The 14,106-nt window shown below is 58.7% G+C and carries 12 protein-coding genes; 4 read left to right on the top strand and 8 right to left on the bottom strand.

All coding sequences use genetic code 11. The annotated features are described in order from the left end of the window. Together AC1MDT_RS22250 and algB are read right to left on the bottom strand one after the other, a co-directional pair. Complete coding sequence (locus AC1MDT_RS22250) at positions 1-1,791, bottom strand: ATP-binding protein (RefSeq protein WP_480418965.1); 1,791 nt, start codon at positions 1,789-1,791, stop codon at positions 1-3. A 10-nt stretch (positions 1,792-1,801) separates the two neighbouring features. After that, a complete protein-coding gene (algB, locus tag AC1MDT_RS22245; RefSeq protein ID WP_480418964.1) occupies positions 1,802-3,148 on the bottom strand; it encodes a sigma-54-dependent response regulator transcription factor AlgB in 1,347 nt (448 codons plus the stop codon). Between the two features lie 433 nt (positions 3,149-3,581). Here algB and AC1MDT_RS22240 point away from each other — a divergent pair, with 433 nt between their 5' ends. From AC1MDT_RS22240 to AC1MDT_RS22225, 4 genes are all read left to right on the top strand, one after another. Next, positions 3,582-3,869: a hypothetical protein gene (locus AC1MDT_RS22240; protein ID WP_480418963.1), complete on the top strand. Its 288-nt coding sequence runs from the start codon at positions 3,582-3,584 to the stop codon at positions 3,867-3,869. A gap of 77 nt (positions 3,870-3,946) precedes the next feature. Next, a complete protein-coding gene (locus tag AC1MDT_RS22235; RefSeq protein ID WP_414909778.1) occupies positions 3,947-4,111 on the top strand; it encodes a DUF1328 domain-containing protein in 165 nt (54 codons plus the stop codon). Positions 4,112-4,938: 827 nt separating this feature from the next. Further along, positions 4,939-6,270 carry a glutamate/aspartate:proton symporter GltP gene (gene gltP, locus AC1MDT_RS22230; protein WP_480418962.1) on the top strand — a complete coding sequence of 444 codons (1,332 nt, stop codon included), beginning with the start codon at positions 4,939-4,941 and terminating at the stop codon, positions 6,268-6,270. A gap of 221 nt (positions 6,271-6,491) precedes the next feature. Next, entirely contained in the window at positions 6,492-7,721 is a 1,230-nt protein-coding gene (locus AC1MDT_RS22225) for a nucleoside recognition domain-containing protein (protein ID WP_480418961.1), read from the top strand. A 111-nt stretch (positions 7,722-7,832) separates the two neighbouring features. On the opposite strand, the gene AC1MDT_RS22220 is transcribed toward AC1MDT_RS22225, so the two are convergent. The 6 genes from AC1MDT_RS22220 to AC1MDT_RS22195 all read right to left on the bottom strand — a co-directional run bounded on the left by AC1MDT_RS22220 (position 7,833) and on the right by AC1MDT_RS22195 (position 14,059). Continuing rightward, positions 7,833-8,459: an ABC-type transport auxiliary lipoprotein family protein gene (locus AC1MDT_RS22220; RefSeq protein WP_480418960.1), complete on the bottom strand. Its 627-nt coding sequence runs from the start codon at positions 8,457-8,459 to the stop codon at positions 7,833-7,835. Beyond that, entirely contained in the window at positions 8,456-9,394 is a 939-nt protein-coding gene (locus AC1MDT_RS22215; protein WP_480418959.1) for an MlaD family protein, read from the bottom strand. The genes AC1MDT_RS22220 and AC1MDT_RS22215 overlap by 4 nt, the downstream gene beginning before the upstream one ends. Before the next feature lies 1 nt (position 9,395). After that, positions 9,396-10,199 carry an ABC transporter ATP-binding protein gene (locus AC1MDT_RS22210; RefSeq protein ID WP_480418958.1) on the bottom strand — a complete coding sequence of 268 codons (804 nt, stop codon included), beginning with the start codon at positions 10,197-10,199 and terminating at the stop codon, positions 9,396-9,398. Continuing rightward, the gene (locus AC1MDT_RS22205) at positions 10,196-11,344 is read right to left on the bottom strand and encodes an ABC transporter permease (RefSeq protein ID WP_480418957.1); all 1,149 of its coding nucleotides are present in this window, start codon (positions 11,342-11,344) and stop codon (positions 10,196-10,198) included. The genes AC1MDT_RS22210 and AC1MDT_RS22205 overlap by 4 nt, the downstream gene beginning before the upstream one ends. 54 nt (positions 11,345-11,398) lie before the next feature. Next, positions 11,399-12,427 (bottom strand): DUF5924 family protein, encoded by a 1,029-nt coding sequence (locus AC1MDT_RS22200; protein ID WP_480422849.1) that lies wholly within the window; start codon positions 12,425-12,427, stop codon positions 11,399-11,401. 243 nt (positions 12,428-12,670) lie between these two features. After that, positions 12,671-14,059, bottom strand: a complete 1,389-nt coding sequence (locus tag AC1MDT_RS22195; RefSeq protein ID WP_480418956.1) for a M16 family metallopeptidase — start codon at positions 14,057-14,059, stop codon at positions 12,671-12,673. Positions 14,060-14,106 lie beyond the last annotated feature (47 nt).

Here is a 14,106-nt window from a genome sequence, read left to right as displayed (position 1 = left end):
TTATACCGCCAGCGCCATATAGAACTGAGTGCCCTGCCCCGGTCGCGAATAAACACCCATCCGCCCGCCGTGCAACTGCACGATTTCCTTGCACAATGCCAGGCCAAGTCCGGCGCCGCCCTTCTTGCGACCGACCTGAACAAAGGGCTCGAAGATCCGGCCCTGCTGGCCATAGGCAATACCTTCGCCGTTGTCCTCGACGCTGATGATTACCCGTTCCCCGTGGCGCCGGGCCTGCAAGCGTATATGCCCTTCGGGGGCAGTATGGCGCAACGCGTTATCAATCAAGTTATCCAGCACCCTGTCCAATTGGGCTTTATCAGCCTGCAACCAGGGTAATGGCCCCTGCACTTCAATCAACAGATCGATGCCCTTCTGCGCCGCAGGGTCGGCAAAACGCAACCGGGCCTGTTCCAGCAATTCCTCGATGGAACATGGCGCCAGCGAGAGTTTCTGCAGCCCGTTCTGATAGCGCGAGAAATTCAGCAAGTCGTTGATCAACTGCATCAAGCGCTGCATTTCCTCATTCACGGTGTCCAGCAGGTCGGCTTCACGCGAATCCGCGGCAAAGTGCGTGCGCTCGCGGAACAGGCCGAACGCCATGTGCATACCGGTGACCGGCGTTCGCAATTCATGGGAGGCGCGCAGCACGAATTCGCTGCGTACCCGTTCGAATGCCCGTTGTTCAGTGACGTCATGCAAGACCATCACGGCGCCAAGAATGTGACCCTGCGTATGGCTGACCGGCGTCAGGCTGTAGGTCAACAAACGCGACTCACCATCGACCTCGACACTCAGGTCCTCCGGTGCGCGCTCAAGGGTTGCGCCTCGCAGCACCAGTCGCAATTGTTCATCGAGCTCGGGCCGCTCAAGTGCGGCGCCCAACCCCTGGCCCAGACGATCAGTTTCCCAGCCTAACTGACGCTGGGCCACCGGGTTGAGGTGCTCCAGATGGCCCTCGCGGTCGATCATCAACAAACCATCGTCGATGCTGTCGAGTACGGCCTGCAAACGCTGCTGGCCGGCCAGCAGCTCATCAATATTAGTGGCCTGATGTTGGCGTAGCGCCTCGGCCATGATGCCAAAACGCTTGGTTAACTGGTTCATCTCCACCGCTGAGGAAATCGGTAAGGTCACTTCAAAATTGCCTTTACCAATGTTGTCCGCGGCCTGCGCCAAGGCCTCGATCGGTGCGCCAAACCGCCGAGCAATGGCGTGGGCGGTGACAAAACCGATAATCAGTACCGCCAACCCGACTAACCCGATCAACCCTGCAATCAGCAGCGCTCGATCTTGCGACTGGCGTTGCGTTTCGTTGATGTTATCCAGCGTTCGCTTGTGCTCGATAATCAGCCCGCTGCGCAGTGCGTTGAATCTCTCTGTCAGTTCTTTATTGCCACTGAGCACATGGGTCGAATCCGGCGAGAGATCCAACGCCTGCAAGAAACTCAGGTAATCATCCTTGGCCTGTATGAACCCATACTGGTTATCTTCAGTCCTCTGTTCATGGGCGATGCCTTCATCGAGCAGCTGGAGATAATGTTGTTTGGACGCTTCAAAAGCCGCGGCGTCGGGCTTTTCGTTGAGCAGCAGGATTAACTGATCACCCAACGTTTGACGCAGCTTGAGCCCCAGGTCCAGCGTGACAAAGTTATTGCGCAGCAGTGCTTCCTGGCTCCCGGCCATCTGCATCACGCTGACCAGCCCAAGCAAGAGCCCGAGCAACGCGACGGTGATCAGTGCGGAAATACTCAGAAAAAGCCGGGTACGCAACTTCATCGCCAGTTTCATCGAGGCGGGCTCACAAGTTGTACTGCTTGCGTTTGCGATACAACGTAGAAGCGTCGATCCCCAGGGTCTTGGCCGCCTGGTCCAGGGTTTCGGCGGTGGCGAGGACTGCGCCGATGTGGGCTTTCTCCAGTTCATCCAGGCTTAGCGCCGCGCCGATACGTGGCGCGTTGTTGATCGGGGTTTCGGCCATGCCGAGGTGGTTGATCTCGACCCGCTCCTGTGGACAAATAATACTCGCCCGCTCCACCACGTTGCGCAGCTCGCGAATGTTCCCCGGCCAGCGATAACCGAGCAGCGCTTCACGTGCTTCATCACTGAAACCCCGTGCCGGGCGCGCGTATTCCTTGACGAAACGGGCGAGGAAACGGTCAGCCAGGTTCAAAATATCTTCCCGGCGCTCCCGCAGCGGCGGCAGGTGCAAGGTGATGACATTAAGGCGATAGAGCAGGTCTTCACGGAAACGGCCGTCGCGCACCATGTCTTCCAGGTTGAGGTTGGTGGCGGCGAGGATTCGCACATCGGCTCGGCGGGTCACCGGATCGCCAACACGCTCATATTCTTTGTCCTGGATGAAACGGAGCAACTTGGGCTGTAACGCCAGCGGAAAATCGCCGATTTCGTCAAGAAACAGGGTTCCGCCGTCGGCCTGATTGACACGCCCAAGGGTGCTTTCGCTGGCCCCTGTAAAGGCGCCACGACTGTGGCCGAAGAGCTCGCTTTCCGTGAGTTCGGTGCTCAGGGACGGGCAGTTGATGGTGACGCAGGATTTTTTCGCGCGCTTGCTCCAGCCGTGAATGGCCTGGGACAGCTCACCTTTACCCGTGCCGGACTCGCCGAGAATCAAAATGTTGGCATCCGTACCGGCGACCTGGCGCGCGGTTTCGAGTACGACTTTCATCGCCGGGCTGTGGGAATCCAGACCATCCTTGGGTTTGCGTACTTCGCCTTCCAGCGCTTCCAGTCGCGCCGACAGCTGCCTCACTTCCAATTGCTTGGCGGTGGCGAGGCGCAATTGATCGGGGCTGCAAGGCTTGACCAGGTAGTCGGCGGCACCTGCCTGAATCGCATCGACGGCGGTATCCACGGCCGAATGAGCGGTGACGATCACCACCCGCATCCAGGGTGCCTGAATGCGCATCTGTGCCAGAACATCGAGTCCATTGTCTTCGCCTAGACGCAAATCGAGAAAACACAGGTCGAAAACCTGGCGCTGCAACAATGCATCAGCCTGCGCCGCGCTGCTGGCGGTAGCGACGCTGTAGCCTTCGTCTTCGAGGCAATAGCGGAAGGTACGCAGAATGGCGGATTCATCATCCACCAGCAGAATGCGGCCTTGATGCTCAGTGGCAGATTCCATCTTCCTACGCTCCTTTAAGAATAATCTTGGGTTAGTCCCGGAAAAATCGGGCAAGTTGCATGGTTGATTCTGGTCGATTCCAGTCATCACAGGTAACTATCTCTTTACCTTCCGGCTAATGACCTGATTTTGTTGGCTTTTCATCGCCAAGCCAGTTTCCAGGCAATTGCCTACGTCCCTGTGTGACATCTACGTCCTTCTCTCAATTCAAAAATATTCAAAGTTCCTACGAATCTATCGTGCATTACGCACGACTTTAGAAGGAGCATCGTGCAGGATGCGTCCGAAACGATTTTAGATGACCATTTATATATTTGATTTGTAACGGTTTTTCTCCAATAACTAACTGGCATGCAGGCTGCAACGGTCTGGGTAACCAGGGCATCAACAAACGCCCTAAACCAGATCACCCCCGTGTGGGAGGAGCTTCAGGATGAGTCGCCAACGTGCCGCCCAGATGCGTATCTCGCCACTGCCTATCCAGCAAGGTGTGTTTGCTGTTCTAGCGCTACTGATCACCTTGATCGGCGGCCAGCAATTTCAACGCTGGGAGCAGAGCCAACAGCAAGACGCGGTGCGAGTGTCAATTCAGCACCCGACTCAAACCCATTTTAGCGCCGCCAGCGCCAATCACGCTGACAGCCCCCCGATGCGAATGATGGACGTCGACCAGGCCCAGCCTGTGAATGAGATGCCTCGTCAGGAACGTTGGGTGTTCTAAAAAAACTTGGCGCGTTCGCTGCGCCCGGAAAAGCACCACAAGCAATACCTTTAAATAGAAGCGAAAGGAGAATCACCATGTTGAGTTGGGCAATCACATTCTTGATCATTGCCATCGTCGCTGCCGTTCTAGGCTTCGGTGGTATCGCGGGCACCGCCACGGGTATCGCCAAGATTCTCTTTATCGTATTCCTGGTGATGTTTATCGCTTCTTTCTTCTTTGGCCGACGCGGTCGAGGCTGAATATGAGCATTTGGTTAAAGTCACTGGCAGCCGCCCGCTTCCGGGCGGTAGTGCCAAGGCAATAGCGGCCCATGCAGGGCCTGTTGAGGGAACAACGTCCACACTGGTACTGAATTCGTCATACGAAAGAGGCAGCATTGCTTCTTTCCAGTGCGCTACCCGAGGACGGTAGACGCATGACCAAGGGGTCGGGACGTTCTGCCTGTTTCAGGGGCGGAGTGACCTACGGGTACAGGGAGTGCCTGCGCAAGGGCCGGGTCAGGAAAGCTGCGACGCAAGTTCGCCGATCCTTCATGGCTCGACGGACTTGCGAAGAGCTTATACGCGCAATGCTCTGAAATAGAGCGGACCACTCGGTTTCGCTTCTTCACCTTTCAATCTCAGTTGATTTCCTTGAGAAATACCTTTTCTCGGTGTGTGGCGGCGACCGTACATCGAGAAAAATCGTCGACGTTTTGCCGCCTATTTTCTCCATGTCGCGTGAGATTTTCCTGAAAAACACCCCGCTCCAACCTGATCAAAAAGCGCTCAATCTGCTCTGTAATGGCCAGTACACGGCACTTATGACCGCCGATTTGTCGTATTCGAACCGGTTGGGACGGGAGTTTCAGTAAAAAAAGCTCATGCCGATTCGGCATAGGGTAGGCGTTTACGGCATTAGACGTTGCCTCCTTGCATCGGAATAGTTGCGCCTTTTTTCGCCTGCCAGAGAGCCGAAATCACGCGTTCCGGGGCACCTTATACGGGGGCAGGTGCACAAGACTTTTTCGCCACAAGCGTTCCAGTTCTTGCATCTGCCTGAGTCAAACGCAAGTAAGGGTAAAGATATGAAGAAGGCAAAGCTTAGCCTCGCCTGGCAGATCCTCATCGGTCTGGTATTGGGGATTGCAATTGGTGCGCTGCTCAACCATTTCAGCGCCGAAAAGGCCTGGTGGGTCAGCAACGTCCTGCAACCAGCAGGCGATATCTTTATCCGTCTGATCAAGATGATCGTGATCCCGATCGTCATCTCCTCCCTGGTCGTCGGAATCGCTGGTGTCGGCGACGCGAAAAAACTCGGTCGCATCGGCTTGAAGACAATCCTTTACTTCGAGATTGTCACTACCATCGCCATCGTGGTCGGTCTGGTGCTGGCTAACGTGTTACATCCGGGCACTGGCATCGACATGAGCACCCTGGGTACGGTGGATATTTCCAAGTACCAGGCCACGGCCGCTGAAGTTCAGCATGAACACGCGTTCGTCGAAACCATCCTCAACCTGATCCCGTCTAACATCTTCGCGGCCATGGCCCGTGGCGAGATGCTGCCGATCATCTTCTTCTCCGTATTGTTCGGCCTCGGTCTGTCGAGCCTGCAAGCGGACCTGCGCGAGCCGTTGGTGAAGATGTTCCAGGGCGTGTCGGAAAGCATGTTCAAAGTCACCCACATGATCATGAACTACGCCCCGATCGGCGTGTTCGCACTGATCGCGGTGACAGTCGCCAACTTCGGTTTTGCCTCCCTCCTCCCGCTGGCCAAACTGGTGATCCTGGTTTACTTCGCCATCGCTTTCTTTGCCTTCGTGGTTCTGGGCCTGATCGCTCGCCTGTTCGGCTTCTCGGTCATCAAGCTGATGCGCATCTTCAAGGATGAGCTGGTGCTGGCCTACTCCACCGCCAGCTCCGAGACCGTGCTGCCACGCGTCATCGAGAAGATGGAAGCCTACGGTGCACCGAAAGCCATTTGCAGCTTCGTGGTGCCGACCGGCTACTCGTTCAACCTCGACGGTTCGACGCTGTACCAAAGCATCGCGGCCATCTTCATCGCCCAGCTCTACGGCATCGACTTGTCCATCAGCCAGCAATTGCTGCTGGTACTGACCCTGATGGTCACCTCCAAAGGCATCGCCGGCGTACCGGGCGTGTCCTTCGTGGTGCTGCTGGCCACTCTGGGCAGCGTGGGTATTCCATTGGAAGGCCTGGCGTTCATCGCCGGTGTCGACCGCGTCATGGACATGGCCCGTACCGCGTTGAACGTCATTGGTAACGCCCTGGCTGTTTTGGTCGTCTCCCGTTGGGAAGGCATGTACGACGACGCCAAGGGCCAGGCCTACTGGAACTCCCTGCCGCACTGGCGCAGCAAGGAAAAACTGCCTGCTGGCGAGATTTCCAATAACTGATACACAACCCCTGTAGGAGCGAGCTTGCTCGCGATGGTGTATCAGGCGAAATCAATGTGGCTGACCCACCATCGCGAGCAAGCTCGCTCCTACAGGAGATCGAGGCCAGCCCATGGAAATGGGTTAACTGAGCAGTACCAACCAAACCCCGGAGAAATCCGGGGTTTGTCGTTTCTGGCTACCCCGCTATCATTCGCCACATTCTTCGGGGGATTTGACTGATGCTTAATGGCCTATGGCTTGGCTTCTTCATCGTGGCGGCCGTATCGGCGCTGGCGCAGTGGCTGATCGGCGGTAACGCCGGGATCTTTGCGGCGATGGTGGAAAGCATCTTCGCCATGGCCAAGTTGTCAGTCGAAGTGATGGTTCTGCTCTTCGGCACCCTCACCCTCTGGCTGGGCTTTCTGCGGATCGCCGAAAAGGCCGGGATCGTCGACTGGCTGGCCAAGGCGCTGGGACCGCTGTTCCTGCGCTTGATGCCGGAAGTCCCGCCCGATCACCCGGCCATCGGCCTGATCACGCTGAACTTGGCCGCCAATGCCCTCGGCCTGGACAACGCCGCCACACCCATCGGCCTCAAGGCCATGAAGGCGTTGCAGGAGCTCAATCCCAGCGCGACCGTAGCGAGCAACGCGCAGATCCTGTTTCTGGTACTCAACGCCTCCTCCCTGACCCTGCTGCCAGTGACGATCTTCATGTACCGCGCCCAACAAGGCGCACCCGATCCAACCCTGGTTTTCCTGCCGATCCTGCTGGCCACCAGTTGCTCGACAATGGTCGGGCTGTTGTCCGTGGCGTTCATGCAACGGCTGCGCCTGTGGGACCCAGTGGTGCTCGCCTATCTGATTCCCGGTGCCCTTGTCCTTGGTGGTTTCATAGCGCTACTGGCGACACTCTCGTCGGCCGCGCTGGCCGGGCTGTCATCGATCCTCGGTAACCTGACGATGTTCAGCCTGATCATGCTGTTTCTGGTGATCGGCGCGTTACGCAAAGTGAAAGTCTACGAAGCGTTTATCGAAGGCGCGAAAGAAGGCTTCGACGTGGCGAAAAACCTGCTGCCCTATCTGGTGGCCATGCTCTGCGCAGTGGGTGTGTTACGGGCGTCTGGCGCGCTGGATTTTGGTCTGGAGGGGATTCGGCATCTGGTGGCCTGGGCCGGTTTGGACACGCGCTTCGTTGATGCTTTGCCGACGGCGATGGTCAAACCGTTTTCCGGTAGCGCTGCTCGGGCGATGTTGATTGAAACCATGAAAACGTCGGGGGTAGACAGCTTCCCGGCGTTGGTGGCGGCGACGATCCAGGGCAGTACTGAAACGACCTTCTATGTGTTGGCGGTTTACTTTGGCGCAGTGGGGATCCAGCGGGCGCGGCATGCGGTGGGGTGTGCATTGTTGGCGGAGCTTGCCGGCGTTCTTGGTGCGATCGGCGTTTGCTACTGGTTCTTCGGCTAACCGAGAACCCCTTGTAGGAGCGAGCTTGCTCGCGAGGGTGTGTCAGTCACATTGGTTTCGACTGATCCCCCATCGCGAGCAAGCTCGCTCCTACAAGGGATTGTGTCGGACTCAAGGTCTTGGTGGAGGCGCGACTTTCTGCCCTTGCTCAACCGCCCAACTCACTACCTGCGCCGTCAGCTGATCACTCGCCAGACCAAACCCCGCCACCACCGATGGCACCTGCACATCACTCAACGGCTGGTGCACCTCAAAACGGCGGCTGGCGAGGATTCGCTGGTCATAACCGCGCACCAGCAACGCATCCAGTCGCACAACGACACTTGCCGCCGTGCCTTGGTACTCGGTCTGAAAGGCCAGCAGACTGCCGCCCAGCTCCAAATCCGCCTGGAAATTGCTGTCGTCGGTACTCAGCAACGGCACCCGGCCATCGCGCTGGAATCCGTCCAGCAGTCGATTGCGCAGCAACACCGGCGCCGGGTCGCTCCAGCGTGAAGCTTTGTAGCTGGTGATCAGGTTGCCTTGCGGGATCACGGCGATTTTCGGACTGTTCAACGCCTCGCTGGCCTGAGGCTTGGCCAGACGCAGCGACCAGTGTTGCGGGGTGCCATGACCGGCCGATGCGCTGCTCTGTGCCGACGGCAATCGATAAACGTCAGACGGCTCGGCCTTGGGCAGAATCGAGCAGGCGCTCGTCAGTGCAATGCTCGAGGCCAAGGCGAGATACGTCAGCTTCATGGCGTGAACTCCTTGTTCTTGTCATTGCCCAGCAAGTAACCGCTGGGGTTGGCTTCCAGGCGCTGGGAAATGGCGCGCAACGATGTCAGGGTATCGCGCAGTTCGCGCACGGCCGGGGCCAGGCCATTGAGGCCTTGCATGCCGCTGTTGAGAGAGTCCTGATTGGTCGTGAGCAGCTTGTTGATGGTCGCGCTGCTCTGCTCCAGCGACTTCATCGCCTGCTCGGCGCTGCCGAACACCTGCTTGCCCTGATCATTGAGCAAGCCATTGGCGTTGCGCATCAGCGCCGACGTCTGTTCCAGCATGGCGCCGGCTTGCTTGCCGACCGACGCCAGTTGCTGCATCGCCTGGCGGATATCGCCACGCTGATCGGCGAGGGTCCCGGTGGTTTGCTCAAGGTGCTCAAGGGTTTTGCTGATGCGCTCGACGTTCTCTGTGGAAAACATCAGGTTGGCGTTTTGCATCAGCGTGTTCACGCCGGCCATCAGGTCGTTGCTGTCGTTGAGCAATCGGGCGATGGGCGAGGGCGATGCGACAATCTCCGGCAGATTTCCATCCTTGCCTCTTAACTTCGGACTTTGCGGAGTACCACCGCTGAGCTGGATGATCGAAGTCCCGGTGATCCCGGTCAGCGCCAGTTTGGCCCGGGTGTCTTCCTTGATCGGGGTGTCGCCGCCCAGACGAATCCGGGCCAGTACCCGACGCGGGTCTTTCGGGTCCAGACGCAACGTCACCACGTCACCGACCTTGATCCCGCTGTACTGCACGGCGCTGCCCTTGGACAATCCACTGACCGCCTCGTTGAAGACGATTTCGTAATCCTTGAACTCGGTATCGACGCTGGACTTGGCCAGCCACAAGCCGAAGAGCAGGGCGCCTGCCACCACCATGACGGTGAACAGGCCAATCAATACATGATGGGCACGGGTTTCCATGTCAGACCTCGTTCAACTGTTGAGCGGCCGTCAGCGCCGCGCGGCCGCGAGGGCCATGGAAGTATTGGTGAATCCACGCGTCGTTGGTTTCCGAGACTTTGTCGATGGAGTCCGCCACCAGCACTTTCTTCTGCGCCAGCACCGCCACCCGGTCGGTGATGGTGTAAAGCGTATCGAGGTCGTGGGTGACCAGAAACACACTCAGGCCCAAGGCATCGCGCAGGGTCAGGATCAGTTGATCGAAGGCTGCGGCACCAATCGGGTCAAGGCCGGCGGTGGGTTCGTCGAGAAACAGGATGTCCGGATCCAGTGCCAACGCACGCGCCAGCGCCGCGCGCTTGATCATGCCGCCAGACAGCGAAGCGGGGTACTTGTCGGCCGCCGATAACGGTAACCCGGCCAAGGCCAGCTTCACCGCCGCCAAGTGCTCGGCGTCGGCACGGCTCAGGCCGGCGTGTTCGATCAGGGGCAGGGCAACGTTCTCGGTCACGGTCATTGAAGAGAACAGGGCACCTTTCTGGAACAGCACACCGAAGCGGCGTTCGACCATGGAGCGCTCGTGCCCGGAGAGCGTCGGCAGGTTTTTACCAAAGACCTTCACCAGACCTTCGCTGGGCTGACGCAAACCGACAATGCTGCGCAACAGCACCGATTTTCCGCTGCCGGAACCGCCGACCACGGCGAGGATTTCGCCTTTGTACAAATCCAGGTCGAGATTCTCGTGCACGCTCTGGTTGCCGAAGCGATTACACAGGCCACGGACTTCGATTACCGCCTCGCAGGGCGCTCGAGGTAGACGACTCACCAGCCCATCTCCATGAAAAACAACGCGGCTACGGCGTCGATCACGATCACCACGAAAATCGACTGCACCACACTCGATGTCGTGTGAGCGCCGACAGACTCGGCGCTGCCGCTGACCTTGAAGCCTTCAAGGCAGCCGATAGCGGCGATCAGGAACGCGAAGATTGGCGCTTTGATGATCCCCACCAGAAAGTGCTGAACACCGATGTTGCTTTGTAGCAGCGACAGGAACATCGCCGGCGAGATATCCAGCGATACCGCGCACACCACGCCGCCGCCAACGATGCCCGAGAGCATCGCCAAAAAGGTCAGCATCGGCAGCGAGACCAGCAGGGCCAACACACGTGGCACCACCAGCAATTCTATCGGGTCGAGACCCAAGGTGCGGATGGCGTCGATTTCTTCGTTGGCCTTCATCGAGCCGATCTGCGCGGTGAACGCACTCGCGGTGCGGCCAGCCATCAGGATCGCGGTCAGCAACACACCGAATTCGCGCAGGAAAGAGAACCCAACGAGGTCCACAGTAAAAATACTCGCGCCGAATCTCGCCAGCACAGTTGCGCCAAGAAACGCCACCACGGCGCCCACCAAAAAAGTCAGCAGGGCTACGATGGGCGCGGCGTCGAGGCCGGTCTGTTCGATGTGCGCCACCATCGACGTGATACGCCAGCGTTTGGGGCGAAACATTTCACGGGCGACGGTTTCCAGAATCAGGCCGATGAACCCGAGCAATTGAAGGGAGTCCTGCCAGACCGCGTCGACAGCGCGGCCGATACGGGTCAACAGTTGAACGCCGACACTGATTTCCGGTTGCTTGATCGGTATGCAGAAGTCAGTCAGCGACCGGTAGACCGTCTGCAACAAGGCGCGGTCAGCAGTGGACAGTGTGCAATCGGGATGTTCGGCGGATCGGCCCAAACGCTCGGAGCCCAGCAATTCCACCAGCAGCGATGCCCCGGCCGTGTCGAGCGCACCGAGGCCATTGAGGTCGATGTGAGTGTTGTCGTCGTATTGGCCGTGAAGATTTTCGCTCAGCTGCTTGAGATCGGCGTAATGGGCAAGCGTCCAGTCACCCGTTACCCGCAACTGCGCGGGGGAGTGAGAGGTGTCCAGTTGGGCATTGCCGGCCGCTGTGCTGCTGGTCATAAGCTCCGTGCATATTCGGCTGTCAGGCAGAACTACGTAATAGCACGAACCGCATTACTTTTCTTTGGTCGGTGTATTGTCGATGATCTTGAAACGCAGAACCCCGATCACCTGATCATCTTCGGTCAACACCCGGACCTGCCAGTCGCCGGCCGGATTACCCGGGAAATTCTCCTTGTGGGTCCAGGCCCGGTAGCCTTCCTTGCGCCCGCCATGGATGTCCAGCGGGATGCGATCGACTTCTTTACCGTTGAACTGCCACACATGATAAATCCGCTCGTCCAGACCGCGTGGGGCATTGATGGCGGTGTAGGCGTAAAGACCGCCGCCACGGATCTGATCGGCACTGACTTCATCGAGGCTGTCGCCGGGGCTACGGTCCTGCATTTGCGTGCTGATCGCCACGTCAGTCATCCACAGCGTCGCCGGTGGCACCCACGAACGCAGCACCCAGCCAACGCCACCGATGCCCACCGTGATGCTTAGAATCGCCAGCGCGTTGCGCACGGTGCGAATCGGGAAGATCGACGCCAGGCTCGGGAACGACAGCACGACGGCCGTGCCCAAGGCGAGTTTGAAACTCTGGGAGGTGGTCAGGTGCAGGATGACGGGCAGGGCGGTCAGCAGTGCCGCGAACAGCGTCAGTGTATGCAACGCGAGGAACGCCCAGCGCCGAGGCGCCAGCCATTTGTAGTAGAGCGGGTCGGTGATGGAAATCAGCGCCGCAATCCCCAGCAGCCCGGTAAAAAGCAACTGGCCGCTGTTCCAGGTGGTGGTGATGAAAAAAAACGGCAGGACGAAGAACAGGCTTTCCTGATGGATCATTTGTGTGGCGTAACGCAACAGCGGCTGGGGAATTTCGCGCTTGAAGGTCTTGGCGAACAGCTTGGTGAGGCTGTTTTCCAGCATCAGCCAGATCCAGCTGAGCACCATGATGATAGTGATCCAGGTCGCCAGGCCCTGTTGGCGGTCCACCAGAATGAAGCTGCCGACCCCGGAGATAAAACCACCGAGCGCAATGACCCCGGGATAGCGCTTCATCAGTTCCAGGATGCGCTGTACGAAAAGGGTCAGGGTCGGCATTCGGCGATTCGCAATAGTCATAGGAAAAATCCCCGACAGCGTACCGTCCGCGCGGCAGCGTGGCGAGGGCCGCGATCCTGTTCAGAACCCTTGTAGCAGCTGGCGCAGCTTGCGTTCGGCTCCCTGTAGGAGCGAGCCTGCTCGCGAAGGTCGTGAACGATAATGCGTAAACTCAGATGCCCAGCGGCGCCCGTGAGTTTTTCGCGAGCAAGCTCGCTCCTACAGGGAGCCGAACGCCAGCTGCTACGGGGTTCGCGCTGTTCGGCGATGAATTCGCCAAGCCAGGAAGCCGAGCACCGTCAGGCCAAGGGCCCCGGCGATCGCCCACATCAACTGGTCATAGCTCATCAGCGGCCTTTCGATCCGCAGATACCCCGGTTGCAGGAGCAACTCACGCACGGCCTTGTTCGCCTCGTCCAGCGTCACGCCTTGCAGTTCTTTGGCGGGGTCGTTGAAGCGGCCGTCCTCGTAGTCCCCGAGGGCGCTCCAATAGTAATCGGCCAGCGCGCTGTTGCCTTGTACGGCCCACGCCTGGCGGGCGATGGCGGCCTGTTTGAGGCGATTGAACGTGTCGGCATTCAGGCCGTTTTTGAGCAGTTCGGCCTTTAACTCGTCCAACACTTGTTCGGCCTCAGGCACATCGTCGCGCTCAAGGTCGGCGTTCAGGCTCATGAAGCCTACACCGCCGAACATTTCTCGCTCCGCCCATGGGCCGTAGGACAAACCGTGAGCCAGACGCAACTGGCGATACAGCGCCCAGTCCAGATAGTCTTTGAGCAAGTCGAACGTTTCATCGTGTTGATCTTCCTGCACTGGTTCCGGCACCAGCCAGTGCAACGTGGCGCCGCCACCGACCAAGCCGTGAATCAGATTTCGCTCGTGAGCCGCACTAGCCTTGATCTCCGGTAGCGGCAAATGATCGGTGGGGTCGATCGCTACCAGTGCGCCATAGGCCCGTTCCAGGTAGGCCGGCAGCAACCGCTCGAGATCACCCACCACGATCAGCGTCATGTTGTTGGGTGCGTACCAGTCCTTGCGCACCTTCTCCAATTGCTCGCGGGTCAGGTGATCGACTTCTGCCCGTTCGGGGCATTTGAGGCCCAGTTCCACCGCCAGTTGATTACTCGCTGTGTGCCCCAGGTCCTGGCGATCCAGCCAGCGTTGCAGGTGTGAGTAATGGCCGCCGTCTTCGCGCTCGACCACTTGCTTGGCGGCGTTGATTGCGTTGTCATCGATTCGGGTCTGGGTCAGCAGTGCCAGCAGCAGATCGAGGACCTTGCGCTGGTTTTTCGCCGGGGCCTCGATGACGAACGTCGTGTCGGCGTTACTGGTGTACGCGTTCCACTCACCGCCCAAGGCCTGCATGCGTTCTTCCAGACCGCCTTCACCGCTGGCGTCAATACCGCTGAACAGCAAGTGTTCGAGCAGGTGCGGCAGCTCCTTGTCTGCGCAATTGAAGTCATCCAGGCCAACGCCGACCACCAGACGAATCGCCACATGCCCGTGCTCGGTGCCCGGTTTGAGTAGCAATTGCAGGCCATTGGGCAAGGCATAGCCTTCAACCTGAAAGCGATCCAGGGCAAATGAGGGGATCGAACCGATCAGCAGACAAACGAACAACAGACAACGCATAACAAGTTCCCAGGCAACCAATCGGAGATCCGTGTTGTCAGTCCTGG

Source organism: Pseudomonas sp. ASL7 (assembly GCF_056680375.1).
The sequence above is the reverse complement of the archived record's forward strand: the minus strand, read 5'-3'. Positions and strand labels throughout refer to the sequence as shown.